This window comes from Aerococcus sp. HMSC23C02 (assembly GCF_001806805.1).
Classification (GTDB): domain Bacteria; phylum Bacillota; class Bacilli; order Lactobacillales; family Aerococcaceae; genus Aerococcus; species Aerococcus sanguinicola.
This window is the reverse complement of the sequence record NZ_KV786060.1, coordinates 1-23,858: the sequence shown is the minus strand read 5'-3', so window position 1 is coordinate 23,858 and position 23,858 is coordinate 1. Positions and strand designations below refer to the sequence as shown.

The following is a 23,858-nucleotide window of genomic DNA, read 5'->3' as shown; positions in this document are numbered from 1 at the left end:
GAGGTTAAGTCAATGAAAGCTAAACAAACGCTAACTTTCAGAGGGGGCTATTTAATGGCCTACCTGCCCTTGGTAATTTTCTTGGTCTTCTGTATTCTTTTCTTTGTGATTTTAAAAGCCTTTGAAATGCATGCCTTAGCCATGGGAGCTATTTTAGGCTTACTGGCTGGCTCAATCTTTGTTAAACCCAAACAGGCATCAGACTATTGGGAGGCTGTCTATGAAGGGGCTAGGGAAGCTGTACCAGTAGTTATTTTACTGATGACGATTGGCATTTTTTCACAGATGATTAAGACAGCGAATCTGTCAGCTGGTTTTGTCTATCTCGCCCAAGTCATGGGAATTAAGGGAGGTCTCTATACAGCAATGACCTTTCTCTTCGTTTCAATCATTGCCACAGCAACAGGCTCTTCGATCGGCTCCTTCTTTACCTGCTTTCCTATTTTTTATCCAGCAGGAATCTTACTAGGGGCTCATCCGGCTGCCTTGGCTGGGGCTATTCTTTCTGGTGGTGTCTTTGGTGATAACTTAGCACCTATTTCAGATACAACTATTATTTCTGCAGGGACCCAGCACTATCGGTATTCCAAGCAGACTTGTGATGTTGGGGGTGTGGTTCGGACTCGCTTACCTTACGCTTTAATTGCGGGTGGACTATCTTTCATTCTTTTCTTCTTATTTGGTGGTGGGGGTCCTGTACAGGCTGGATCAGCAGGTCTGGGTTCGGAAAACCTGAATCCACTATTTATGCTGATTCCAGTATTTTTGATGATAATCATTTCAATTCGCAAACGTAATCTTTATTTAGCTATTTTAGTAGGTTTGCTTTCTGGTTGTGTAGTGGGCTTACTAACGGGAGTACTCCAACTTTCTGATATCCTGTCAAGTGAGGATGGTGGCTTGACTGGTTTTCTAACCGAAGGCATTGAAGGGATGATGGGAACCTGTCTTTTAGTTTTATCTGTTTACGGTATTATGGGTGTCTTAAATGCTTCAGGTGCCTTGCAGCGTTTGACGGATCAGATTAGTCAATCTAAACTCTGCCAGACAGTTCGCGGAACCGAGCTCGCTATGATGCTAGGCATTACCCTAACAACTATTTTATTTGGTGGGGTTTCTTCAGCTTCAATGACAACTTTTGGAAAGGTACAGAATGAGTTGGGCCAAGCCTGTCAGCTCCATCCCTACCGAAGAGCTAACTTATTAGATGGTTTTGCGAATGGTTTAGGTGTGGCTGTCCCCTTCCTTTCTGTATTTATCTTTGTTGGTTCTCAATTGACACAAGGTTATGATTTCGCTGCTCCCTTATCTGTTACTCAAATCGCTCCCTATCTCTTCCACAGTTACAATCTCTTTTTAGTTTTTATAGTTTCAATCTTAACTGGGTGGGGACGACGTTTTGAAGGACCAAAAGGGGAGGAAGTTTTAGCGGCAGACTTAAATAAGGAAGTAAAAGTTCTTGATTAAAATCGATAAAAAGTCATTTTTGTTCTGAAATGACTTTTTTTAATCGTTTTTATTGAATTTCCTGCTAACTTTTGACCGGATTTGATTGTTTTTGATTATGAAAGCGATTTAATTTGCAAAAAGGACTGTGAAAAATTTAATTAGTAGGGTATAATGAACTCGGTAAAAATTTTAGGAGGTATTTTTGATGGCTTTTTTAGTGAATGGTAACGAGATTTTACAACACGCTCGCGACAACCAATATGCAGTGGGTGCATACAACACAAACAACTTGGAATGGACACGTGCATTAATTCGTGGGGCGAAAGAAACTCGTACACCATTATTAATTCAAGTGTCTACTGGTGCTGCTAAATATATGGGTGGCTACAAAGTGGTTCGTGACTTAGTCCTGAATGAAATGGATGCTATGGAAGCTGACATTCCAGTTATCTTAAACTTAGACCACGGGGACTTCGCAGCTGCTAAGGAATGTATCGACTTAGGTTACTCCTCAGTTATGTATGATGGCCATGATCTTCCCCTTGAAGAAAACTTGAAAAACACCAAAGAAATCGTTCGTTTAGCTCATGAACGCGGGATTTCTGTAGAAGCTGAAATCGGTAAAATTGGTGAAAACCAAGGTGTCGGTGAATTAGCTTCTGTAGATGAAGTTGTGATGTTTGCTGAAGCAGGCGTTGACAAATTAGCTTGCGGTATTGGTAACATCCACGGGGTTTACCCAGAAGGCTGGGAAGGCTTAAACTTCGAACGCTTGAAAGAAATCGCTGATGCAGTGGATAATCCATTGGTATTGCACGGTGGTTCAGGTATTCCTCAAGACCAAATTCAAAAAGCGATCTCACTGGGTATTGCTAAGATCAACATCAACACTGAATTCCAATTAGCTTTCCAAAAAGCAACCCGTGAATACATCTTAGCTGACAAAGATATCGACAAAGCGAACAAGGGTTATGACCCACGTAAACTCCTACGTGCTGGGACTGACGCCATTACTGAATCTATGAAAGAAATGATCGGCTGGATGGGTACTCGTCCAATCGACAACAAAGACTCTAAAGTTGTCTTTGATGAAGCTTCATTAAACGAAGAATAATCAAGTCTATCACTCAAAAAAAGCCAGGCTTTTACTGCCTGGCTTTTTAATATTAATGGCTTATTTAAAATGGAAGAAGTAGGTCTTGGCTTTTCCTGATCCGTCTGGGAGGTCGTCGACTTCTTCGCCACCGAGCTTGGATTCAAGGACCATATCTTCGGCATCGCCATCTAGGACGATATCAAATTGGTAAGTCGGCAGGTCTGTGCCTTCTACTTTCTTAGCAATCAAAGTCTTAGCCTCTTCTTCGGAGACTTGTTGGATGAAGTGGTCATCTTGGCTTTCGTCTTCGAAGTAGATCCGGGTATAGAGAGGATAGGAGACCCCACTGGCATGGACAAAGGCGAGAATATGAGGAGATTGGGAGAATTCGGGATAGTCGTTTTCTAGGATAGCTCCAGGTTTAAAGGTTCTGAAGCTATAGGCCCCTCTTTCATCGGTAATGGTTCGCCCAAAGCCTACAAAGCTAGGATCATAGCCTTCCCGGTCCTTGAAGGCAGGGTGGTTGAAGACCCCCTCGGAATTGGCCTGCCAAATTTCAACAAGGACGTTAAATAGAGGCTTACCGTCTGAGCCAAAGAGATTCCCCTGGAGGATAATTTCTTGGCCTTGGCCACCGTCTTCGACGAGATCGTTAGTAATATGGTCATTGGCTTCATCTGCCACCAGTCCTAGACTGGCATAGGGCCCCACTGTTTGTTGGGGCGTTCGAATGGGGTCGAGGTGTTCTTGGTCTAGCTTAGTCATCGATTAAGTCCACTCCTTTATCTTTAAGGTCTTGGCGTTCTTCGTCACTGAGTTGGTGGCGGTTAGGCATGGTTGGGGAAGCACTTGAACCGCGGAGCACCATGTCGAATTGGGAGCCTAGGGCCCAGTCAGGTTCGGTGAAGTCGTGGTTGTAAGTTGCCACAACGCGCTTGCGCTCGTCTTCATCGAGATCGAGGTAAATCCCTTCGTCATAGTCTAGGAGAGGGTCCCCTTCGAAGTAGAGTTGGGTCACTAAACGGTCGGCGAGGGCAGGGCCCATCACAGAGAAGTGGATATGGGCCGGTCGCCATTGGTTGATATCGGGTTTCCAGGCATAGTTACCTGGTTTGATGGTGGTAAATTCGTAGTTGCCCTCTTCATCTGTGTAGGTCCAACCGCTCCCGATGAAGTTTGGATCGAGGGGCGCATCCCAAGAATCGAGCTTATGGATATAGCGGCCCGCTGCATTGGCTTGCCAAATTTCGATAAAGGCTTTAGGGACAGGGTTTCCATTCTCATCGAGGACGCGGCCTTTGACAATAATGCGTTGGCCAATAGCTTCATCGCCAGTGCCGGCATTTTTGGTGAGGTCATCATTTTTACCATACTTATCAACGAGGGCAGGGCCAGGACCCGGCTCAAAGAGGGGGAAGAAGGATTTGAATTCTGTTTCATCCATTTCGTGGCCGTGTTTTTTAATGTGTTCCCAGGCTTGGGCGTTCTTCAGGCTTTTGTTAGTCATCTAAGACGTCCTTTCTTTTGTGGGCTTTAAAATTAAATTAAAGGGTTGCCTGTATCCTAGCACAGCTAAAAATAAACATGCAAATAATAACAATCATGCAAATATCGTTAATTATCTTCTGATGATAGAGGAAAGTTAGTTTTTAAGCAAAAAGTCCTTTAAACTAGGATTTATAGTCTGGACTGATTATCAGTCGAAGCTTGCTTCAACGATTTCTGCAAACAATATTGTATTAGAAGAGATGGCCGGGTGGACAAGGGGGAGGTCATCAGGCATAATGGATCTTGATTGAAGGAGGCGTTTGCTATGAAGATTATCTTATCCCCAGCCAAAGAGCAGGATCTTTCTCATCTTCTAGCCGAGGATTGGGACCTGTCCGCTAAGAGTCAACAAATCGTTGACCAACTGCAAAGCCTGGAAGAAGGCGAGCTCCAAAAAGCGCTTAAACTGTCGGACAAGCAAGTCGGTCCGGTTCAGGAAATGATAGCAGCTTTTGACCAGAAGGCGACTTATCCAGCCATCCAGCTCTATCATGGACTAGCTTTTCGGCAATTTGACTTGGAGGATTTGACCGCCAGCCAGAAGGATTATCTCGCAGACCATGTCGTGATTCTGTCCGCTTTGTATGGTCCTATCAGCGCTTTTACTCCGATCAAGGCCTATCGTTTAGACTTTACCATGCCCTTGCGGATCGATGGTCAGTCCCTACGCCAATATTGGAAGGGAACTTTCGACCAGGTTTTCCATCCAGGCGAAGTGGTGGTTAATCTCGCAAGTCAAGAATATGCCAGCATGCTCCAAACTGATCGCTATGACTGGCTTGAGGTCGAATTCTGCCAATACCGCCAGGGCAAATTGAAGAAGGCCCCCTCAGCTACTGCCAAGAAATTACGGGGCAAGATGGCCAATGCTTTGGTCCACGACCAGGCAGAAAGCATCGAAGCGCTTAAAGCTTTTCAAGCAGAGGGCTTTACTTATGCCCCGTCAGCTTCTAAAGAAGGGTTTTTAGTCTTTATCCATGACGAGGAGGACCAGTCCTGATGAACTACCAGAATCCCTACCGGAAGAAAGTCAAGAACAGCCATCTCTTGCTAGTTTCCTGCCAGGTCTGCAAGGCAGATTTAGCGATTTACTATAAGGTGGGGCGGGGCAACCTGATCAAACTCCAGGTCCACCGCATCCACTCGGCTAACTTCCCCCTCCAGCCTTTAGCTAAGGCCTTGAATTGTCCGGAATGTGGGCAACAAGTCGCTTCCTTAGCAGATTACAAGGGGAAGCCCTGCTACTTTCTCTTCCGGTCTTTAACCACTAGCCGCCGTATCTCCAGCCACGACCTGGCTTAAGTATTCTTAATTACTCAGAATAGATTAAAAAGGACTGAGCAATTTGTCTCAGTCCTTTTTATTTGTGATTGAATTTTCAAATTGTTTTTCTTTTATTAAGTCCTCCACAAAAATACTGACAAATCTAACTTTTCGTCCGTCAAATCTTTCCCAAAAAGTGAAAATAATGGTAGATATGAATAGGGTATCAGGCATAAAATAGTTAAGTGATGAACATGTAACTGAGAATTAGAATCAATGAGAGGCGCTTATGTATTTAGCCATGTTAACAAAAGGAGAGACAGGAACGATCGCTCGTCTAGTCGGTTCCAAGCAAATTGTGAAACGTTTAACGGACCTGGGCTTCGTTCCCGGAGCTGAAATTACGGTACGAAACGAACTAGCGGGGGATTTGATTGTGGACTTGAAAGGGACCCGCCTGGCCTTGAATCGCTCCATGGCCATGCATATCCTGCTTCGCTAAAAGGAGAGAAAGTTAGAGATGAAGACCTTAGACCAAGTGACATTGGGAGAAAGCGTTCGGGTGAAGGGCGTACACGCTGAAGGGATCTTAAGGCGACGCCTACGGGATATGGGGCTGACCAAGGGGGCCCAAGTGACCCTGCGGAAGTTGGCTCCCCTTGGCGACCCTATGGAATTGACCGTTCGAGGTTATGAGTTGAGTTTGCGGAAGAAAGATGCCGCATGTGTTGAAGTGGAATAAGGAGTGAATGATGACGGTTAAATTGGCATTGGCCGGTAATCCGAATACCGGTAAGACAACCCTTTTTAATGCATTGACAGGATCGAATCAGAGAGTGGGCAACTGGCCGGGGGTAACGGTCGAGAAGAAAGGCGGAGCGCTCAAGGCCGATAGCTCGGTCTGGTTAGAGGATTTGCCGGGGATTTACTCCCTGTCTCCCTATACTTCGGAAGAGTTAATTTCTAGAAATTATATCTTGGAGGAAGACCCTGATCTAATCTTAAATATTGTGGATGCCTCCAGTCTGGAACGCAACCTCTACCTCACCACCCAATTGACAGAAGTAGGGATTCCGGTTGTCGTGGCCCTCAACATGATGGATATCGCGGAGAAACGCGGCATCCAAATCGATAGTCAAGGTCTCAGTGAGGCTCTGGGCTGTCCGGTAGCCCCTATTTCGGCCCTTAAATGGACCGGGGTCGCTAAATTGACGGAAGCAGCAATTGTCCGCGCTGAAGAAAACCTTCCTTACCAGCCCCCTAAAAAATACCCCCACCGGGTCGAAAAGGTGATTGGTGAGATTGCTGAGATTATAGACGGACAGGTGCCGGCTGACCGTTTGCGCTGGTATGCGATCAAGACTTTTGAACGCGATACAGAAGTGGTCGAAGGACTTGAACTATCCGAGGACCAAGCTAAGTCAATCGAGGCACTTATCGACCAGTTGGAGAATGCCTATGATGACGATTCAGAAGGGATTATGGCAACGAGCCGCTATGAATGGATTAGCCAGATGATTGCCGACTGTGTCCAGGAAGAAAGCCAAGAGGAGTTGAGCTTGACTGACCGGGTGGATGCCATCGTCACCAACCGCTTCCTGGCCTTGCCTATTTTTGCGGGCGTGATGTACTTAGTTTATTATCTGGCTGTTTCAACGATCGGTAAGCAAGGTACAGACTGGGTCAATGACCAGGTCTTTGGTGAATTTGTTCCTGAACACCTGGGCGGGCTCTTGGCGAATCTAGGCGTGTCGGATTGGTTGCAAGCCTTGATTATGGACGGGATTGTGGCTGGTGTGGGGGCTGTCCTAGGCTTCTTACCGCAAATGATGGTGCTCTTTATCTGCCTAGCCTTCTTGGAAGACTGCGGTTATATGGCCCGGATTGCCTTTGTCCTCGACCGGATCTTCCGTAAGTTCGGCTTATCCGGGAAGTCTTTCATTCCTATTTTAGTTTCGACCGGCTGCGGGGTCCCAGGCATCATGGCGGCGCGGACCATTGAAAATGACAATGACCGCCGCTTGACCATTATGACGACGACCTTTATCCCTTGTGGGGCTAAGTTGCCGATTATTGCTCTGATTACGGGGGCCTTCTTCCCCCATGCCGACTGGGTGGCCCTATCGACTTACTTTATGGGCATTGGCGCCATCGTTCTCTCAGGGATTATGCTCAAAAAGACCCGCTGGTTTGCGGGGGATCCGGCACCCTTTGTCATTGAACTGCCCAGCTACCACCTACCGAGCTTAAGCGGGGTCTTGCGGACAGTTTTTGAACGGACCAAGGCCTTCGTCAAAAAAGCCGGCACTATTGTCCTCTTGTCAACTGTGATGATTTGGGCCCTGCAAAGTTTCGACTGGCAGCTGAACTTGGTGGAAACCGGAGACTCTATCCTGGCGAGCCTGGGACGTGTCTTGGCCCCTCTCTTTGCGCCCTTAGGCTGGGGTGACTGGCGGGCTGCTGTGGCTTCAGTAACTGGTCTTTTAGCCAAAGAAAACTTGGTAGGGACTTTCGGCATCCTCTTTGGTTATGCGGAAGCTGCCGAAGATGGGGCTGAGTTCTGGCCTCAACTGTCCCAGGCCTTTACCCCGATTGCAGGCTATTCCCTGATGACCTTCAACTTGCTCTGCGTGCCTTGTATGGCAGCTGTGGGGGCCCTGCGCCGGGAGATGATGGACGATAAAATGACTCTTTTTGCGGTTATTTACCAGTGCCTCTTAGCCTACGGTGTCTCGTTGATGATCTACCAGTTCGGGACTTGGTGGACAACCGGTCACTTTGACGCTTGGACAGCCATTGCCTGCCTGACTTTAGCAGGTATGGTGTACATGGTCTTCTTCAAGCGCCCATACCAAGCCAAGCCTGCCTTGGCTCATCTAAGGAGGGTTTAAGATGGGGGATATTTTAGTGTTGCTGATCCTTATTCCGATCATATTTTATGCTGGTCGGGCCGTCTATCAAGAATTCCACGGCCAAGGCCCCTGTGCTGCCTGCGCCTTCAAGCAAGAAGGCTGTGCCGGCTCCTGTAAGCCGATCAAAAAGGCCAAAACTAGCGGTCAGACCTCTTACTATTGCAAGTTAAAATAGCTGAAGCTACAGACCCAAAATAAGTGAAGGAAGTACTTATATCCATCTATGAGCTGTATAGTTACAGAAGCATAAAAAATGCCAAGTCATTTAATCGACTTGGCATTTTTGTTTTTTAGATAGTTATCTATAGTTAAGTAGTAGTGGCTAATAATTAAAGTATTTTTTTCATTTAATAGTGAGCAGTAGTGGACTTTGAATTTGATCGTTAGCCATGAATAAGCAAGCAATGTGAATTACGGATAGTCGGCGCAAGCCGTTACTAGCCGTTTGAAGCTCGCTAGGTGAGAGACCTTGGCTCGAGCCGGTGCCATGGCTCTTTAACGATCAAATTCAAAAGCGCAACGGATGCTCACCAATACAATGTAAAAAAACATTTAATTAAGCTGGCTTTGGCGACCTTGCCAATAGGCGTAGAGCGTGCAGGCTGCTGCACAGAGTAGGGAAGGCAAGAACCATTCCAAACCATATTGGCTAAGGGGAAGCTGGCTGATAAAGTTTAAGACTGGCTCTAGCTTCAAGGCTTCGAAGTAACGGCCTAAGATGGCTAGGGCTTGGACTAAACCAATCAAGCCTGCACCGATGACCGCTCCGGTATAAGTGGTATTGTATTTAATATGACGGTCGAAGAGGGAGAAGATGATCAGGACCATCACGATCGGATAGATCAGGGTCAATACAAAGCTGGCGAAGTCAATAATCCGTGTTGTTCCTACTAAGGAAATCACGAATTCAATGGCCACACAGGTCAGTGTCACTGCCTGGTAGGTCCAGCGCCCCTTGGATTGACCCACGAAGAAGCTGGCACAGGCGGAGGTGATCCCTACGGCCGTAGTTAAGCAGGCCAGGGTCACGCAGATCCCCATGATGAGATTGCCATAGGGGCCGAGAATTTGCGCTACAGTGCCGGTGAAGACGACGGTCCGGTCATCCGCTATGGTAAAGAGGCTAGAGACCGTTGATCCCGCATAAGTGAGCGACAAGTAGACGACCGCTAAGAGGGCAAAGGCCACGATCCCAACTAGGACACCGGCCTTCATTTGAGTCTTCTTATCTGTATAGCCCCGTTGCTTCAGTTCAGACATGACCACGCTGGCAAGAATCGAAGCGGCTAGAGCATCCATGGTCTGGTAACCCTCCCTAAAGCCATAAGCGAAGGTATGGTCGATTTGACTAGCTTGGGGGGTACCCACGGGATTAATAATCGCTGAGATGACGAGAACCGTTAGAATGATAATAATAGCTGGTGTCAGGTACTTCCCAATATTGTTGATCACCTTACTTGGATTGAGGGCTAAATAGGCCGTCAAGGAGAAGAAGATCAAGGAAGTGATCCAAATTGGGGCGTCGGGCCAAAGCGATTGGACGAAGACCTCATGCGTTGTGGCCCCGGTCCGCGGTACGGAGAAGAGGGGGCCAATCAGAACGACTGAGATCCCGGCGAGGATAATTCCAAATTTAGGATGGACTCGCCGTCCTAAATCATCCGCCCGCCCCCCCAGGGCTATGGTCACGAGGACCCCGAGGATGGGGAAGAGAGGGTCTGACATCAGAAAACCAAAGGCAGCATTTACCCAATTCTCGCCGCCCAGAACTCCTAGATATGGCGGGAAGATCAAATTTCCAGCGCCAAAGAAGATGGCAAAGAGGGCGAAACCAATAATAATAATGTCTTTTGTTTTTATATTCATTATAACAATCTTTCTATTTTATGATGGTACCTATGATAACACAAAAAATAAACGAATGAGAGAGTTTTACCAAATTTATTTAGAAAATTTCCACAAATGATCAGTTTTGCTTATTTATTGTTTCAATTGTCCTTACAAATCGACAGTGATTGCTTTGGTGTTTGACTGGACGAGCTGTGGAAAAATGCGAACAAAATATGAGCCCTGAAGGCCTAAAGGGATCTGTGATTAGATCTTTCAGGAGTTTCAGGGCTTTAGGATGTTATGAGGGACTTACAAGAGGCTTTCAACATGTCGACGGAGTTTTTTTAGCGAGTGGCTAGGTTCGTAGCGGGCGACAACTTGGCCATTACGGTCAACCAGGAATTTGGTGAAATTCCACTTGATATCAGGATTCTGCTGGTAGTTTTTATCCTGAACTTTGAGCATAGCGGCGAGGGCCAAACCCTTAGCTGACTTACCGAAACCGTGGAAAGCTTGCTGGCTCTTAAGATAGCGATAGAGGTCTAATTGGTCGGGGCCATTGACCTTAGCCTTCTTCATTTGAGGAAATTCGGTTTGGTAGTTTAACTGGCAGAATGCTTGGATATCTTGGTCAGAACCTGGCGCCTGGTCTTTAAATTGATTGCAGGGGATATCAATAATCTCTAGTCCCTGGTCGTGATAGCTGTCGTAGAGCGCTTGAAGGTCCTTATACTGACTAGTAAAGCCACAGCGGGTAGCTGTATTGACGATTAAGAGGACCTTGCCTTTGAGATCTGCTAGGTCTAAGGTGCTCCCATCTGGACGCTCGACAGAATAATCATAAATGGTCATAGCTGTAATTCCTCCTCACTTATATTATAGAGCACTTGCTGGCTTTATAAAATGATCCGCTCATAATTTTAAAAACCGAATTTTTCATCTTCTTTGCGCAGAATTTCTTGGTAGGTCTCAGCAAGGACCATGGTTTCATCCACTAGGTCCTTGATGCGGAAGAGGACGTCATCATTGTGGATCTCGTCGATACCAAAGTCGCGGTCGTTGAGATAGACATAGCGAGGAGTCACATTAGCCTTCATATAATTGAGGATGGGCTTCAATTGAAGCTCTGGAATGAGGTAATGGCGGTTAGAGCCAGAAGAGGCGATGATGCCTACTGTTTTATGTTCCAAGCCTTTTTGGGGGAGGAGGTCAAAGACATTCTTCAGGCTGGCAGGGATGGAGGCTTGGAAGATGGGAGTGCCGATGAAGAGCACATCAGCATCCATGACGGAACGGGCAACCGTTTCGGTATCGCCCTTGTAGTCTAGAAAATTACGGCCATCCGCAAAGACCATGTCCAGGTCCTTGAGATTGAGATAGTTTAAGTCGTGGTCACTGTAATGGTCTTGGAGTTCTTGGTAGAGGGCTTTAGTGGCAATTTCTGTTTTGCGGCCCACATTGGAGCCGGAGAGTACGAGTATATTCATGCTTTATCCTTCCTTTTCACGGGTATATTTCTTGACGGTAGGGATGACTTTCTCACCTAGGAGGTCGATCATGCGGCGGATGTCGTCCATGGGAATGCCGCCAAAGTCGATTTGAGCGGTATAGCGTTGGTTGTTGAAGAGCTCATGCTGGTAGAGGATTTTATCGATGATAAGCTGGGGGTCGCCCACATTGAGGGAATCCCGGTAGTCCTTACCCTGGGCAAAGAGCCGCTTGTCAAAGCCAGTGCCATTAGCCTTGCGCATGCCTTCGTCCAAGTGTTTGTAGTAGTTCTTGAAGGCAGTGTCCTGGTCTTCGTGGATGTACATGAGGCCAGAAGTGGTCACGGGTATGGTTGCTTCGTCAAAGCCTTTCTCATGGAGGACGGACCGGTAAATATCAATGGAATGTTTGAAGTATTCGGAGGATCCGCCTAGGGTCGTAATATACATAGGGACGCCTTTAAGGCCGGCTTTGATAGCAGAATCTGCGGGGCCACCAACTGCCCGCCAGATGGGGAGGCCTTCTTTAGACCGGGGGAGGGCCCGGGCTTTATCCAGGCTAGGGCGGAATTGTCCTGACCAGGTGACCTCTTCTTCTTCGTTAATCTGGAGAAGGAGGTCTAATTTCTCTTCGTAGAGGGCTTCATAATCTTTGAAGTCATAGCCCAAAAGTTCAAACAGCCCGATGCGTGAGGCCCGGCCCGCAACAATTTCCATCCGCCCACCGGACAGTAAATCAATGGTCGCCGCATTCTCGTAGACGCGGACGGGGTCTGAGGTGGAAATAATGGTCGCCGCGGAGGCAATGCCAATCGTATTCGTTGCTTGGGCGATGGCAGAGAGGATGATCATATGAGCTTGGGAGATGAAGTATTCTTGGTGGGATTCTCCTAAGTGGAAGATATCCACCCCAGCATCTTCAGCTAACTGGGCCATCTCGATGAATTGTTGGAGCCGGTCTTCGGGACTGACCCAGTCTCCTGTATGGGGATTGGGCATATAGTCACCTAGGCTGTAGAGGCCGAATTCAAGGCCCTGGCTGCGGTCAATTTGTGGGATGATATGAGGATTGTTTGTCATTTTTATGCTCCTTTTTGTGTGTATTTCTTCACAACGGGTAGGACCTGCTCAGCGAAGAGGTCCAGGGTTTGTTTGATACTGTCCATACTTTGGCCGCCAAAGTCAATTTCACCATTGAAACGTTGCTGGCCAAAGAGCTCGTATTGCATGAGTAATTTATCGATAATGAGCTGGGGCTCACCGACCGTCGTGATGCTCTTAACCGACTGGCCCTGAGCAAAGGCCCGCTTGGAGAAGGGCTGGCCGTTGGTTTTCTTGAAGCCTGCTTTCAGGTGGGGCCAGAAGTCGCGGTAGGCCTGGTCTGTGCTTTCGCGCAGGAAGAGAAAGCCGCCCGTTTGCACGGGGAGTGTGCTCAGGTCATGGCCGTATTCTTCGGCGGCATCACGGAAGACCTGAATCCGCCGCGCATAGGTCTGGGCTGCCCCAGCTAGATGGGCTTGGTAGATGGGCATGCCCAGCTTGCCAGCTTCATAGGCCGAGGCATCCGAATTGCCGATGCCCCGGTAGATGGGTAGGCTGTCCGCTGCGAAAGTTTCCGGCAGGATGGCTTGGTCCTTAAGCTCAGGTCGGAAGTCGCCAGACCAAGTGATCCGATCCTTATGCCTCAATTCCCAGAGCAGGCGGATCTTCTCTTCGAAGAGGGCGTCGTAGTCCTTGTAGTCATAGCCAAAAAGGTCGAATGACCCCACGCGAGAGGCGCGGCCAGCGACAATTTCCATCCGTCCCTTAGAGATTAGGTCAATAGTCGCCGCATCTTCGTAGACCCGGACGGGATCGAGGACCGAGAGGGTAGTGACGGCTGAGCCAATCTTGATGGACTTTGTTTCCCTAGCAATGGCTGATAAGATAATGAGATTGGATTGGGAGACGAAATAATCTTGGTGGGATTCTCCGACCTGGAAGGCATCGAAGCCTGCATCTTCGGCTAATTTGGCGAGTTGAATGATTTCTTCAAGCCGTTCAGCTGCGCTTAGCTTCTTTCCACTATTTGGATGAGGCAGGTGGTCGCCCAGACTATAGAGGCCCAATTCGAGGCCAGCTTGTTTGGTCATCTGTATGCTCCTTTCGCTAAATGTTCACTCCCATTATAGGGGAATTTATTTCGAAAGTGAAACGAATAGTTTTGGCCGGAATGATTAGGGAATTGGCAAAGCTTTTGCTATAATAAAGAAAACGCTTAAAGGAGTGGTAAATAATGGATGCAACAGAAATTCTAAGAATACTCGAGGAGGATATGGGCGTTGGGATCTTCGCCACCGTCGATGCTGAGGGGAAACCGCATGCACGTCCCATCCATATTGGCTTAGCTAATGACAAGGGGATCTTCTTCATGACTAGTCCCAAGACGAAGTTTTACGAGCAGTTATCGGCTAATCCCAACCTAGCCATCGCGGCCTTCCAGACCGATGATTACTTAGTTCAAAGTATCCGCATTGAAGGCAAGGCCCGAGAAATTGGTCGCGATAAATTGGCAGAGATCTTATCTAATAACCCTTTCGTTGACCAGGTTTATCCTGATCAAACCGACCGCGACGATATCCAGGTCTTCCAGGTCTACGAAGGCCAAGGCTTCTATCATAGCCTGAGCCAAGGACACAAGTATGTCTTTGAACTTCCTGGCGATGGACCTGCCAGAGACCTCTAGGAGGTGGGGACGATGACCTCTTCCAACAAAAAGGGCTTGCAGGCCTGGCAGAGCTGGGCCATCATCTTGGCAGTCAGCGCAGGGATTTACTTCTTTCCCTGGCGACCTGGTGATTTAAGGCCGGAAGCCCTGCATATGCTGGCTATCTTTGTAGGGACTATCTTGGGGATCATCCTCAAGCCCCTACCCATGGGGGCAGTAGCTATGATTGGCTTGGCAGCAAGTCTTGTGACAGACACGGTGCCGAGTTCAGAGGCTTTTTCCGGTTTTTCATCTAAGAGTGTCTGGTTGGTGGTGATGGCCTTCTTTATCTCTAAGGCCATCATTAAGTCAGGGCTGGGCCAGCGGATGGCTTACCGCTTTATTCAAGTTTTTGGGAAAACAACCCTGGGCTTGACCTATGCTCTCTTAGGCGTAGACTTAGTGCTCGGTTCAGCCACACCGTCCTCTACGGCGCGAGCAGGAGGTGTCATGGCACCGATTGCCCAAGCATTGGCCCGGTCTTATGACTCTTATCCCCATGAGGCTTCCCGCAAGCGAATTGGGGCCTATCTAATGAATTGCCTCTACCACGGTGATTCGATTGTAGCCATCTTCTTTCTGACGGCAGGCGCGACCAAACCACTGGCCCAGGCCATTGCGGCTGATTTTGGGATTGAAATTACTTGGATGAACTGGTTCTTGGGGGCTCTGGTCCCCGGCGCTATCTCGCTTCTAATAGTTCCCTTAGCTTTTTTGCTCCTATCGCCACCGGAGCTCCGGGCCACTCCCCAGGCTGCACAGATGGCCCAGGAGGAATTGGAAGCCCAGGGGCCCTTATCCAGGGATGAGAAGTGGACAGGAGCGATTTTTGTCCTGGCTTTAGTGCTTTGGATAACGGGATCCTGGCACTTCCTGGATGCGACTTCAACGGCTGTATTAGCTGTGGCCTTCTTACTCCTTACAGGGGTCCTATCCTGGCAGGACATCTTAGGGGAGACGGGAGCTTGGAATACCTTGTCCTGGTTTGCGGTTCTGATGATGATGGCTGAGCAGTTGAACAGTCAAGGCTTTATTCCTTGGTTTAGTGAGCGTGTGGCAGGAGCTCTTGCTGGCTATTCCTGGCAGTGGGTCTTTGTGGCCCTCTGTCTCTTGTACTTCTACAGCCACTACTTCTTTGCCAGTCTGATTGCCCATGTGACCGCCATGTATCCGGCTTTCTTAGCCGTGGCCTTGGCTGCCGGAGCCCCTCCCCTCTATGCTGCCTTGATGCTAGCCTATGTCACGAATATTTGTGCCTCGACCACCCACTATGCCAGTGGGCCGGCTTCGATCATCTTTGCTACCGGTTATGTGACCCAGGGCGAGTGGTGGCGCAACGGAGCCGTGATGGGGGTTATTTACCTCCTCATTTGGCTTGGTATTGGGAGCCTATGCTTTAGCCTGATGGGGTGGCTTTAGTAAGTTGAAGCTTGAATGATTTAATAAGGAGGATACTGATGACACTTGACGACTATAAATTAACGGGGCAAGAGATTCATTTGGCCGATTATCCTTGCCATGTTTTATCAAAAGAAGATGATGAGAAGCTTAAGGACAGTCTTTATGAGGACCTGGTGCCTGATCTTGTGGACTGGCACAACCGGCTGACGGCAGAAGGGACGCGCGGCGTTTTGATCGTCCTCCAAGCCCTGGATGCAGCAGGCAAGGATGAGATAATCCGTTATATCTTCTCCACTTTACAGCCCCAGGCCCTTAAGGTGACTTCCTTTCAGAAGCCATCTGATAACGAGAAAGCCCATGACTATCTCTGGCGGATGCATGAGGGCTTGCCTGCGCGGGGAGAGATTGCCATTCTCAACCGGTCCTATTACGAAGATATTATTGCCCCTCAGATCCACCAGTCCTTAGATTCCGAGGAGCAACCGGAAGAAATTAAGGCTGACCCTGAACTGATCGAGAAGCGCTATGAACAAATCAAGGGCTTTGAGGACTATCTGACAGCTAATGGCTTTCCTGTTCTAAAACTCTTCTTCAATATGTCCAAGGATACCCAACGCGACCGCTTATTGGAGCGAATTGAGAATCCTAAGAAGAATTATGAATTTTCGCTCTCCGATATTGAAGACCGTAAGCAGTGGGACCACTACCAGGAAGTCTTTGAAGGCATGCTCAACCATACAGCAACGGCAACGGCCCCTTGGTATGTGCTGCCGGCTGACAACCCCTGGCTCTCGCGCCAGATAGCCACCCAGGCCCTGATCGAGATCTTAGCCCAATTGGATCCTCAATATCCAGAATTTTCGGAGGAGGAGCGAGCAGAAATCAAGAAAGTGGCGGACCAACTCCGCCGAGGCGAAATCTAATATAAGTACAATCATTGTATTTTTCAGGAAGAAAATTATGGAAACTGTTACATTTACTTTTACTTAGGCATAAGGCCTGGTAAAAGTTAAGAAAATTTAAACGTAATTGATTTTTAAAATCTATGAAAAGCCAATAATAAGGCCCTCATCTTTGAAATGGGGGTCTTATTTTGTTAGGGTGGAATTATGACTGTTACTAGAAAAACCAAAAACAGGGAGGAGAACGAATGAGTTCAGTAAAAATTCGCAATCTCACAAAAATATATGGAACGCGCGGCCAAATCGACCGGGCGAAAAAGATGCTTAATGAAGGAAAAACTAAGGAAGAAATTGTTAAAGCAACCGGTGCAACGGTTGGGGTCGACAATGCTTCCATGGATATCCATGAGGGGGAAACCTTCGTTATCATGGGGCTTTCTGGTTCAGGGAAGTCCACTCTCTTACGGATGATCAACCGTTTGATCGAACCAACTTCAGGTTCCGTTGAAATCGATGGGGACGATTTGACAAAAATTTCAGCAGAAGAATTGCGCGAAGTGCGTCGTAAGAAGGTCAGCATGGTCTTCCAAAACTTCGCCCTCTTCCCTCATATGACCCTCCAAGAAAATACTGAATACGGCTTGGCCGTCCAAGGTGTCGACAAGGAAGAACGTCGTAAGGTTGCTGAAAAAGCCCTTGCCAATGCGGGCTTAGCGGAATACAAGGACCAGTATCCTGACCAATTATCTGGTGGGATGCAGCAGCGGGTTGGTTTAGCTCGGGCCTTGGCCAATGACCCTGAAATTCTCTTGATGGATGAGGCCTTCTCAGCCTTGGACCCGCTCATTCGTCGCGATATGCAAGATGAACTCGTTGATCTCCAAGAACGGGTGAATAAGACCATTATCTTCATCACCCACGACTTGGATGAAGCCCTCCGTATCGGTGACCGGATCGCCTTAATGCGGAATGGTGAAGTCGTTCAAGTCGGAACCGGTGAAGAAATCTTAACGAATCCAGCCAACGACTATGTGGAACGCTTCGTTGAGAGTGTGGATCGTTCCAAGGTTATTACTGCTGAGAATGCCATGAAACGCCCTGAGTTCGTGATTAATATGGACCGCGAAGGCTTGCGTGTGGCCCTCAGACGGATGCAAGAGGAAGATATCTCACAAATTATGGTTCGGGACGATTCCCAACGCTTACGCGGTTACATCCACGATGGGGAAGCCTTAGCTTATATCCGCAAGCAAAACCAAGCAGGCAAAGACCTGAACCTAGAAGACATCCTGCATACCGACGTGCCTGTCATTGCGCCGGATGCCACCATCAATGAAACCTTCGATGCCTTACAAGGGGCGTCGCTACCGGTATCGGTTGTCGATGAGAATGGCCGTTGGTTAGGGATTATTAACCGCCGGATGATTATCGATATTCTCTCATCAAGTGACTATGAAGGAGGTCCAGTAGATGAATAAACTTGCCTTATTTCCCTTAGACCAACTCCCAGTGGCCGATTGGGTGGAAGGAGCGACTGAATGGATTACGAATACCTTTAGTGGTCTCTTCGATGTCCTCCAATCCCTCGGTTCTACTGTGATGGACGGCTTAACCGGCCTTTTGATGATGATTCCACCAGCTATCTTCATCATTGCCCTAGCTGTTCTAGCTTACTTTATTTCCCATAAGAGCTGGTCACTGCCAAGCTTTGTCCTGATTGGCTTAGGTTACATCCTCAACCAAGGACTCTGGTCTGACTTAATGAATACAGTTACCCTGGTCCTTGTATCCAGTCTGGTTTCAGTGGTGATTGGGGTACCTCTGGGGATCCTTGCGTCCAAGTATGATCCTGTACAAAAGGTTCTCAAACCTATCCTTGACTTCATGCAGACCATGCCGGCCTTCGTTTACCTCATCCCAGCTGTTGCCTTCTTCGGGATTGGGACTGTGCCAGGCGTCTTCGCCTCAGTAATCTTCGCCCTCCCACCAACCGTGCGGATGACTAATTTAGGGATCCGTCAAGTCCCTGAAGACCTGGATGAAGCAGCTGAAGCTTTCGGTTCGACCCCATCACAAAAGCTTTTCCAAGTGGAATTACCGATTGCTAAATCAACCATTATGGCAGGGGTTAACCAAACTGTAATGCTAGCCCTCTCCATGGTGGTAACGGGTTCCATGATCGGGGCACCTGGTCTCGGCCGGATCGTCCTATCTTCCTTACAGAGAGCCCAAGTGGGGACAGGCTTCGTGGCCGGTCTCGGGATTGTTATCCTGGCGATCATTATCGACCGCTTGACCCTCTTTGCAACTGAAGACAAGCGTAAATAAGAATAGGAGGCAGATACGATTATGAAGAAAATTATACTTGGCATCGTGGCTGTCCTAGGTCTTGTACTTAGCTTGGGCAGTCCAGGCGCCTTCCGTTCCTCACTCTTCTCTGGGGGCGGCTCTTCCAATGGCGAATCCATTACCCTCTCCTATGTCGAGTGGGATACAGAAGTGGCTTCAACTAATGTGATTGCTGAAGTCCTCCGCCGGGAAGGTTATGATGTGACCATTACCCCCCTAGACAATGCCATTATGTGGAGTGCTGTGGCAACTGGTGAAGCTGATGGGATGGTTGGGGCATGGCTCCCACAAACCCACGGCCCACAGTTCGACCAGTATGGCGACCAAATGGAAGACCTCGGTCCTAACCTTGAAGGGGCTAAGATCGGGATGGTTGTTCCTGAATATATGGATGTTAATAGCATTGAAGACCTTTCAAGCGAAGCTGATTCTGTCATTACCGGGATCGAGCCTGGTGCTGGGGTGGTTGCGGCGACAGAAGATGCTGTGGCCCAATACCCTAACCTATCCGATTGGACTGTTGAGACCTCTTCTTCCGGTGCCATGACCACTGCTTTAGGTCAAGCTATTTCGAACGAAGAAGAAATTGTCGTAACGGGTTGGTCCCCTCACTGGAAATTCCAAGCCTATGACTTGAAATATCTTGAAGATCCTAAGGGCGTCTATGGGGGCGAAGAAACGATCAATACCATGGTTCGCCAAGGTTTCAAGGGAGACCACCCACGGGCCTATCAAATTCTCGACCAATTCAATTGGAGCTTGGATGATATGGAAAGCGTCATGTTAGAAATCTCTAACGGAAAAGACCCACAACAAGCAGCGATTGAGTGGATCGACGCCAATCCAGATAAAGTGGAAGAATGGTTAGCAGAATAGAAAGCTTTAGCTATTCTATTAATTGTTTTTTACCGCTTAAGACTAACTGTCTCAAGACCTCTTAGCCTTTAAGAAGGAGTTAAAAAACAAGTCATGATGAAAAAAATACTATTAGCTTTAACCGCCTTGGTCGGCTTAGTCTTCACTTTGGGGAGTGAGGGGGCCTATGAGTCCTCGCTACTTAATGGTAATTTCTTTTCCGACAAAGAAGAATTAGAATTGGTCTATGTCCAATGGGATACGGAGATTGCTTCGACCCATGTCATCGCCAATGTCTTAGAAGAAGCAGGCTACCAAGTCAAGATGACCTCAGCTGATGTGCCTGTGATGTGGGCCTCTCTAGCTTCGGGTGATGTAGACGGCATGGTAGCTGCCTGGCTGCCGCAAACCCATGGCTCTTACTTTGAGGAGTTTGGCGACCAGATGGAAGATTTGGGCCCCAATCTCAGAGGAGCCAAGATTGGCTTAGTCGTTCCTGCTTATATGCCAGTCTCTAGCATTGCTGACTTAAGTTCTGAAGCTGGTTCAACCATTACCGGGATTGAACCAGGGACAGGAGCCGTAATGGCCGCAGAGCGAGCCTTGGAGACCTATCCTAATCTCAGCCAGTGGCAGATGGAAACGGCCTCAACAGGGGCGATGACGACAGCTCTTGGCCAGGCTATTGACCGGGAAGAGGAAATTGTCGTTACCGGTTGGTCGCCCCACTGGAAGTTCCAAAGCTATGACCTAAAATACTTGGAAGATCCAGAAGGGGTCTTCGGTGGTGAAGAGACCATCAATACTATGGTCCGCTTTGGCTTGGAAGAAGACCACCCGCGTGCCTATCAGATTCTGGATCGTTTCGAATGGGATCTGGAAGATATGGAGACCGTGATGCTGGATATTGCAGATGGGACAGACCCTAAGCAAGCAGCTAAGAAGTGGGTTGACGCTAACCGCGACAAGGTGGATGCTTGGTTAGCTGAATAAAGATGGGATTGTTGAGTATAGCTTATGCTCCTGCTCAGCTAAATTGCTTGACCAGTCTTATGGTGTCAGCAATCTAAAAAAATAAATAGATTAATGCAGCTACTAAAAAAATGCCTCAAGCGAAGGGAGTCCTTCGGCTTGAGGCATTTTTAATTTGATACTAATAAACTGCAATCGGTCCTGCTTCGCTTTCAATGACGCGGATGTTGGCGTCAAATATATCTTGGAGCTTCTGGGTCTGCATGACATCGCGGGGGGAGCCGAAGCTTGCGATCTGCCCCTTCTTCATAGCGCAGATGAAATCAGCGTAGCGAGCGGCGATATTGATGTCATGGAGGACAGTGATGATGGTCCGGTCCAGCTGGTTAACCACCTGGCGGAGGTGCATCATCATCTGGATAGAGCTCGCAATATCCAGGTTATTCAGGGGTTCGTCGAGGAGGACATAGGGGGTCTCTTGGGCTAGAACCATAGCTACATAGGCCCGCTGGCGTTGGCCACCAGACAGTTGGTCGAGATAGCGGTCGGCTAGCTTTTCTAGGCTGAGAAAGTGGATATAGTTATCCACAATTTCTAAGTCTTTCTCAGTGAGCCGTCCCTTGCTGTAGGGGAAGCGGCCAAAAGCCACCAATTGCTTGACTGTTAACCGAGTCATGAAGTGGTTTTCCTGGCGGAGGACGGCAATCTTTTTGGCCAAGTCCTGGCTTTTGCTTTCATCCATGGCTTGGCCTTCCAGGTAGACCCGGCCGCTATCCGCTTGGAGTAAGCGGCCAATCATCATCAGGCAGGTCGATTTGCCTGCACCATTGGGACCAACGAGGGCAGTAAAACTACCTTTAGGAATTTCGAGATCGAGGGGGCCGATTTTGACTTCATCGTTATAGGCTTTAGAGAGCCCTTCGAGTCGGATCATAGGGATTCTCCTTTCTTATTTCTGAGGAGGACGGTGAGGAAGCTGAGACCACCGAAGACCTCAATGATCACACCCACCACGCCCTGGGCATTGAAGACATGGTACATGAAGAAATAGGCACCTGTTAAGACAGCAAAGGCGACAACGATAGCCATCAGGAAGAGATAGCGGTGGTCGTAGGTCGGAACCAGCTGATAGCAGATATTGGCTACCAGGAAGCCAAAGAAGGACAGGGGACCAATCAAGGCAGTAGAAATGGCCATCAGGATAGCGACAAGGCTTAAAACAATGATAGCAATCTGCTTGGGATTGAGGCCGAGGTTCTTGGCAACATCCGTTCCTAGGGACATGATATCGAGCTTGGAGCTGAGAGCCAAAAGACCGGCGATAGCTAAGAGGCAGAGTGGAACGGCCAGGATGAATTGCTCGGCTTCCGCATGGTTAACGGAAGCGAAGAGCCGAGCCTGGAGGATATCGAACTCTGAGGGTGCTAGCATCCGGCGCATGAAAGTTGCCAGGGAGTTGAGCCCTGTGCCCAGCATCATCCCCACTAAGAGCATAATCTGCATATCCGCGTACTTACCTGTCAGCAACCAGCGGTAGAGGAGCAGGCTAGCTGACACCATGAGGACTAATTGGATGCAGAAGGCCGTTAGACCTGAGAATTGGACTAGGGATTGGACCCCGAGGAAGAAGACAATCGCGGTTTGAAGAGCTACATAAAGGGCTTCAAAACCAAGCAGGGAAGGGGTAATGATCCGGTTTTGGGTCAAAGACTGGAAGGCGACAGTCGCTGTGCCCTGGCAGAGGGCCACGATGATCATGGCGATGAGAGCGGTCAGCCGCCTTTGGATGACTGGGAAGAAAGAGGGGGAATCGATAGGAACAGGGTTATTGTAGAAGATGAGCCCCCCGCTGAAAGCGAGGCCCAGGCAGAAGATGACCCCAAAGAGGATCCAATAGCGGCGGCGGTCAGCTTCCTTGGTAAAGGCTGGAAAATAGAGAGGCTTTAATTTCATGCTTGATGCCTCCTTTGGTAGAGTAATAGGCTAATGAAGACGAAAGAACCCAGGGTCCCCAAGATCACAGAGACGGGCAGCTCGAAGGGAGCGATCAGCCAACGGGAGAGGATGTCACAGGCCATGATCAGGGCCATGCCCAAGAGGCTGACCCAGATTAGGTTGGACCGGACATCATCACCGCGAAATAGGGAAATGGTATTGGGAACGATGAGCCCAAGAAAGGGAAGGTAGCCGACGACGCTAGCGACAATGCCGACAGCTAGGGCGACGAGGGCAGTTCCTAGCAGGCTCACCTTTTGGTAGTCGACGCCGAGATTGGTTGCTACGTCGCGACCGAGGCCGGCAATGGTCAAACGGTCAGCAAGGAAGTAGATAGCTAGGGTAACCAGGATAATCAACCAGAGATACTCATAGCGTCCTTGCTGGATCGAGGCAAAAGACCCTGTAAACCAAATTTCTAGGGACTGGGTCATATTGAAGGCTAGACCAATAAAGGTTGAAATAGCGGAAACAACTGCTCCCAGCATGATCCCAATGAGGGGGACCAAAAGACCTGACTTCAAGCGGATGTTGCGCATAAAATAGAAAAAGACAAGAGTTCCTACAAAGGCTGCCATAATGGCAAAGCCCATCCGCAAGAAGAGGCTCGGTGAGGGAAAGAGCAAATAACAAAGGATCAGGCCAAGCCCCGCCCATTCAATGGTTCCAGTCGTCGTGGGTTCAACAAAGCGGTTTTGGCTCAAGAGCTGCATGACCAAACCGGACATGGACATGGCCGTTCCTGAAAGCATTAAGGCCAATGTTCTCGGAAAGCGCGTGATCCAGAGCATCTGCCAGCCCTCTTCATGGGCCTGGATATCATAAGCGCCAGTCCTAAGGGAGAGATAGGCGAGAAAGACGACTAGAAGGCCGAGGCCCAATAAGCCCCAGCGCCCCCTTAAGGCTTGCTGTAATTTCATTTTATAGGATGTTTTTGGCATGGGCTTGTCTCCTTTAGGCGGGGAAATACTAAAATTTGCTGCTTAGGCAATAAAAACTTAAATAACGAAAGAAACCGGCGACCAATTCAACGGAATGATCGTCGGTTTGTCA

General features: G+C 48.5%; 23 protein-coding genes and 1 pseudogene. 14 read left to right on the top strand and 10 right to left on the bottom strand.

From position 1 onward, the window contains the following. Nucleotides 1-12 precede the first annotated feature (12 nt). Both HMPREF3090_RS06780 and HMPREF3090_RS06775 read left to right on the top strand, forming a co-directional pair. Nucleotides 13-1,467: a Na+/H+ antiporter NhaC family protein gene (locus tag HMPREF3090_RS06780; protein ID WP_070486211.1), complete on the top strand. Its 1,455-nt coding sequence runs from the start codon at nt 13-15 to the stop codon at nt 1,465-1,467. 187 nt (nt 1,468-1,654) lie between these two features. Next, nucleotides 1,655-2,563, top strand: coding sequence for a class II fructose-bisphosphate aldolase (locus HMPREF3090_RS06775; protein ID WP_067974904.1), 909 nt, complete (start codon nt 1,655-1,657; stop codon nt 2,561-2,563). 60 nt (nt 2,564-2,623) lie between these two features. Here HMPREF3090_RS06775 and pcaG read toward each other — a convergent pair whose 3' ends face one another. Next, nucleotides 2,624-3,310 carry a protocatechuate 3,4-dioxygenase subunit alpha gene (gene pcaG, locus HMPREF3090_RS06770; protein WP_067974907.1) on the bottom strand — a complete coding sequence of 229 codons (687 nt, stop codon included), beginning with the start codon at nt 3,308-3,310 and terminating at the stop codon, nt 2,624-2,626. Next, on the bottom strand, nt 3,303-4,052 hold the full coding sequence (locus HMPREF3090_RS06765; protein WP_070486210.1) for a dioxygenase family protein: 750 nt from the start codon (nt 4,050-4,052) through the stop codon (nt 3,303-3,305). Before HMPREF3090_RS06765 ends, pcaG begins: the two co-directional genes overlap by 8 nt. 306 nt (nt 4,053-4,358) lie before the next feature. Here HMPREF3090_RS06765 and HMPREF3090_RS06760 point away from each other — a divergent pair, with 306 nt between their 5' ends. The 6 genes from HMPREF3090_RS06760 to HMPREF3090_RS06735 all read left to right on the top strand — a co-directional run bounded on the left by HMPREF3090_RS06760 (nt 4,359) and on the right by HMPREF3090_RS06735 (nt 8,443). After that, nucleotides 4,359-5,093 carry a YaaA family protein gene (locus tag HMPREF3090_RS06760; protein ID WP_067974909.1) on the top strand — a complete coding sequence of 245 codons (735 nt, stop codon included), beginning with the start codon at nt 4,359-4,361 and terminating at the stop codon, nt 5,091-5,093. After that, entirely contained in the window at nt 5,093-5,395 is a 303-nt protein-coding gene (locus HMPREF3090_RS06755; protein ID WP_067974915.1) for a hypothetical protein, read from the top strand. The genes HMPREF3090_RS06760 and HMPREF3090_RS06755 overlap by 1 nt, the downstream gene beginning before the upstream one ends. 262 nt (nt 5,396-5,657) lie before the next feature. Then, nucleotides 5,658-5,858, top strand: coding sequence for a FeoA family protein (locus HMPREF3090_RS06750; RefSeq protein ID WP_230080798.1), 201 nt, complete (start codon nt 5,658-5,660; stop codon nt 5,856-5,858). Nucleotides 5,859-5,876: 18 nt separating this feature from the next. Then, complete coding sequence (locus HMPREF3090_RS06745) at nt 5,877-6,098, top strand: FeoA family protein (protein WP_067974923.1); 222 nt, start codon at nt 5,877-5,879, stop codon at nt 6,096-6,098. 10 nt (nt 6,099-6,108) lie between these two features. Continuing rightward, complete coding sequence (gene feoB / locus HMPREF3090_RS06740) at nt 6,109-8,247, top strand: ferrous iron transport protein B (RefSeq protein WP_067974925.1); 2,139 nt, start codon at nt 6,109-6,111, stop codon at nt 8,245-8,247. Nucleotide 8,248: 1 nt separating this feature from the next. Continuing rightward, nucleotides 8,249-8,443 carry a hypothetical protein gene (locus HMPREF3090_RS06735; RefSeq protein WP_067974927.1) on the top strand — a complete coding sequence of 65 codons (195 nt, stop codon included), beginning with the start codon at nt 8,249-8,251 and terminating at the stop codon, nt 8,441-8,443. 377 nt (nt 8,444-8,820) lie between these two features. On the opposite strand, the gene brnQ is transcribed toward HMPREF3090_RS06735, so the two are convergent. From brnQ to HMPREF3090_RS06710, 5 genes are all read right to left on the bottom strand, one after another. Beyond that, the gene (brnQ, locus tag HMPREF3090_RS06730) at nt 8,821-10,134 is read right to left on the bottom strand and encodes a branched-chain amino acid transport system II carrier protein (RefSeq protein ID WP_070486208.1); all 1,314 of its coding nucleotides are present in this window, start codon (nt 10,132-10,134) and stop codon (nt 8,821-8,823) included. 273 nt (nt 10,135-10,407) lie between these two features. Beyond that, nucleotides 10,408-10,950, bottom strand: coding sequence for a glutathione peroxidase (locus HMPREF3090_RS06725; protein ID WP_067974933.1), 543 nt, complete (start codon nt 10,948-10,950; stop codon nt 10,408-10,410). A 68-nt stretch (nt 10,951-11,018) separates the two neighbouring features. Further along, nucleotides 11,019-11,585 carry an NADPH-dependent FMN reductase gene (locus tag HMPREF3090_RS06720; protein ID WP_067974936.1) on the bottom strand — a complete coding sequence of 189 codons (567 nt, stop codon included), beginning with the start codon at nt 11,583-11,585 and terminating at the stop codon, nt 11,019-11,021. A 3-nt stretch (nt 11,586-11,588) separates the two neighbouring features. After that, nucleotides 11,589-12,665, bottom strand: coding sequence for an LLM class flavin-dependent oxidoreductase (locus HMPREF3090_RS06715; RefSeq protein ID WP_067974938.1), 1,077 nt, complete (start codon nt 12,663-12,665; stop codon nt 11,589-11,591). A gap of 2 nt (nt 12,666-12,667) precedes the next feature. Continuing rightward, nucleotides 12,668-13,717: an LLM class flavin-dependent oxidoreductase gene (locus HMPREF3090_RS06710; protein ID WP_067974940.1), complete on the bottom strand. Its 1,050-nt coding sequence runs from the start codon at nt 13,715-13,717 to the stop codon at nt 12,668-12,670. A gap of 143 nt (nt 13,718-13,860) precedes the next feature. Here HMPREF3090_RS06710 and HMPREF3090_RS06705 point away from each other — a divergent pair, with 143 nt between their 5' ends. The 6 genes and pseudogenes from HMPREF3090_RS06705 (at nt 13,861) to HMPREF3090_RS06675 (ending at nt 20,831) form a co-directional block, all read left to right on the top strand. After that, nucleotides 13,861-14,310 (top strand): pyridoxamine 5'-phosphate oxidase family protein, encoded by a 450-nt coding sequence (locus HMPREF3090_RS06705; protein ID WP_067974942.1) that lies wholly within the window; start codon nt 13,861-13,863, stop codon nt 14,308-14,310. A 12-nt stretch (nt 14,311-14,322) separates the two neighbouring features. Beyond that, a complete protein-coding gene (locus HMPREF3090_RS06700) occupies nt 14,323-15,750 on the top strand; it encodes a DASS family sodium-coupled anion symporter (RefSeq protein ID WP_067974945.1) in 1,428 nt (475 codons plus the stop codon). Nucleotides 15,751-15,788: 38 nt separating this feature from the next. Further along, nucleotides 15,789-16,655 carry a PPK2 family polyphosphate kinase gene (locus HMPREF3090_RS06695; RefSeq protein WP_067974947.1) on the top strand — a complete coding sequence of 289 codons (867 nt, stop codon included), beginning with the start codon at nt 15,789-15,791 and terminating at the stop codon, nt 16,653-16,655. A gap of 227 nt (nt 16,656-16,882) precedes the next feature. Then, nucleotides 16,883-18,112, top strand: a complete 1,230-nt coding sequence (locus tag HMPREF3090_RS06690; RefSeq protein WP_067974949.1) for a quaternary amine ABC transporter ATP-binding protein — start codon at nt 16,883-16,885, stop codon at nt 18,110-18,112. After that, nucleotides 18,105-19,859: pseudogene (locus HMPREF3090_RS09665) on the top strand (ABC transporter permease/substrate binding protein). The gene HMPREF3090_RS06690 and the pseudogene HMPREF3090_RS09665 overlap by 8 nt, the downstream one beginning before the upstream one ends. Before the next feature lie 93 nt (nt 19,860-19,952). Next, nucleotides 19,953-20,831, top strand: coding sequence for a glycine betaine ABC transporter substrate-binding protein (locus HMPREF3090_RS06675; protein WP_067974962.1), 879 nt, complete (start codon nt 19,953-19,955; stop codon nt 20,829-20,831). Between the two features lie 160 nt (nt 20,832-20,991). Here HMPREF3090_RS06675 and HMPREF3090_RS06670 read toward each other — a convergent pair whose 3' ends face one another. The 3 genes from HMPREF3090_RS06670 to HMPREF3090_RS06660 are packed head-to-tail and all read right to left on the bottom strand — an operon-like array spanning nt 20,992 to nt 23,746. After that, nucleotides 20,992-21,744 carry an iron ABC transporter ATP-binding protein gene (locus tag HMPREF3090_RS06670; protein WP_067974965.1) on the bottom strand — a complete coding sequence of 251 codons (753 nt, stop codon included), beginning with the start codon at nt 21,742-21,744 and terminating at the stop codon, nt 20,992-20,994. Next, the gene (locus tag HMPREF3090_RS06665; RefSeq protein WP_101603914.1) at nt 21,741-22,763 is read right to left on the bottom strand and encodes an iron chelate uptake ABC transporter family permease subunit; all 1,023 of its coding nucleotides are present in this window, start codon (nt 22,761-22,763) and stop codon (nt 21,741-21,743) included. Before HMPREF3090_RS06665 ends, HMPREF3090_RS06670 begins: the two co-directional genes overlap by 4 nt. Next, nucleotides 22,760-23,746: an ABC transporter permease gene (locus tag HMPREF3090_RS06660; protein ID WP_070486205.1), complete on the bottom strand. Its 987-nt coding sequence runs from the start codon at nt 23,744-23,746 to the stop codon at nt 22,760-22,762. The genes HMPREF3090_RS06665 and HMPREF3090_RS06660 overlap by 4 nt, the downstream gene beginning before the upstream one ends. Between the last annotated feature and the right edge of the window lie 112 nt (nt 23,747-23,858).

Bases quoted from the DNA above. Each gene is read 5' to 3' on its own strand.
- HMPREF3090_RS06710 (WP_067974940.1), bottom strand. From the start codon at position 13,717: ATGACCAAACAAGCTGGCCTCGAATTGGGCCTCTATAGTCTGGGCGAC.
- HMPREF3090_RS06690 (WP_067974949.1), top strand. From the start codon at position 16,883: ATGAGTTCAGTAAAAATTCGCAATCTCACAAAAATATATGGAACGCGC.
- HMPREF3090_RS06775 (WP_067974904.1), top strand. From the start codon at position 1,655: ATGGCTTTTTTAGTGAATGGTAACGAGATTTTACAACACGCTCGCGAC.
- HMPREF3090_RS06725 (WP_067974933.1), bottom strand. From the start codon at position 10,950: ATGACCATTTATGATTATTCTGTCGAGCGTCCAGATGGGAGCACCTTA.
- HMPREF3090_RS06700 (WP_067974945.1), top strand. From the start codon at position 14,323: ATGACCTCTTCCAACAAAAAGGGCTTGCAGGCCTGGCAGAGCTGGGCC.
- HMPREF3090_RS06735 (WP_067974927.1), top strand. From the start codon at position 8,249: ATGGGGGATATTTTAGTGTTGCTGATCCTTATTCCGATCATATTTTAT.
- HMPREF3090_RS06760 (WP_067974909.1), top strand. From the start codon at position 4,359: ATGAAGATTATCTTATCCCCAGCCAAAGAGCAGGATCTTTCTCATCTT.
- HMPREF3090_RS06720 (WP_067974936.1), bottom strand. From the start codon at position 11,585: ATGAATATACTCGTACTCTCCGGCTCCAATGTGGGCCGCAAAACAGAA.
- HMPREF3090_RS06780 (WP_070486211.1), top strand. From the start codon at position 13: ATGAAAGCTAAACAAACGCTAACTTTCAGAGGGGGCTATTTAATGGCC.
- HMPREF3090_RS06750 (WP_230080798.1), top strand. From the start codon at position 5,658: ATGTTAACAAAAGGAGAGACAGGAACGATCGCTCGTCTAGTCGGTTCC.
- HMPREF3090_RS06755 (WP_067974915.1), top strand. From the start codon at position 5,093: ATGAACTACCAGAATCCCTACCGGAAGAAAGTCAAGAACAGCCATCTC.
- HMPREF3090_RS06745 (WP_067974923.1), top strand. From the start codon at position 5,877: ATGAAGACCTTAGACCAAGTGACATTGGGAGAAAGCGTTCGGGTGAAG.
- HMPREF3090_RS06695 (WP_067974947.1), top strand. From the start codon at position 15,789: ATGACACTTGACGACTATAAATTAACGGGGCAAGAGATTCATTTGGCC.
- HMPREF3090_RS06715 (WP_067974938.1), bottom strand. From the start codon at position 12,665: ATGACAAACAATCCTCATATCATCCCACAAATTGACCGCAGCCAGGGC.
- HMPREF3090_RS06665 (WP_101603914.1), bottom strand. From the start codon at position 22,763: ATGAAATTAAAGCCTCTCTATTTTCCAGCCTTTACCAAGGAAGCTGAC.
- brnQ (WP_070486208.1), bottom strand. From the start codon at position 10,134: ATGAATATAAAAACAAAAGACATTATTATTATTGGTTTCGCCCTCTTT.
- HMPREF3090_RS06670 (WP_067974965.1), bottom strand. From the start codon at position 21,744: ATGATCCGACTCGAAGGGCTCTCTAAAGCCTATAACGATGAAGTCAAA.
- HMPREF3090_RS06675 (WP_067974962.1), top strand. From the start codon at position 19,953: ATGATGAAAAAAATACTATTAGCTTTAACCGCCTTGGTCGGCTTAGTC.
- HMPREF3090_RS06660 (WP_070486205.1), bottom strand. From the start codon at position 23,746: ATGCCAAAAACATCCTATAAAATGAAATTACAGCAAGCCTTAAGGGGG.
- HMPREF3090_RS06705 (WP_067974942.1), top strand. From the start codon at position 13,861: ATGGATGCAACAGAAATTCTAAGAATACTCGAGGAGGATATGGGCGTT.
- HMPREF3090_RS06765 (WP_070486210.1), bottom strand. From the start codon at position 4,052: ATGACTAACAAAAGCCTGAAGAACGCCCAAGCCTGGGAACACATTAAA.
- feoB (WP_067974925.1), top strand. From the start codon at position 6,109: ATGACGGTTAAATTGGCATTGGCCGGTAATCCGAATACCGGTAAGACA.
- pcaG (WP_067974907.1), bottom strand. From the start codon at position 3,310: ATGACTAAGCTAGACCAAGAACACCTCGACCCCATTCGAACGCCCCAA.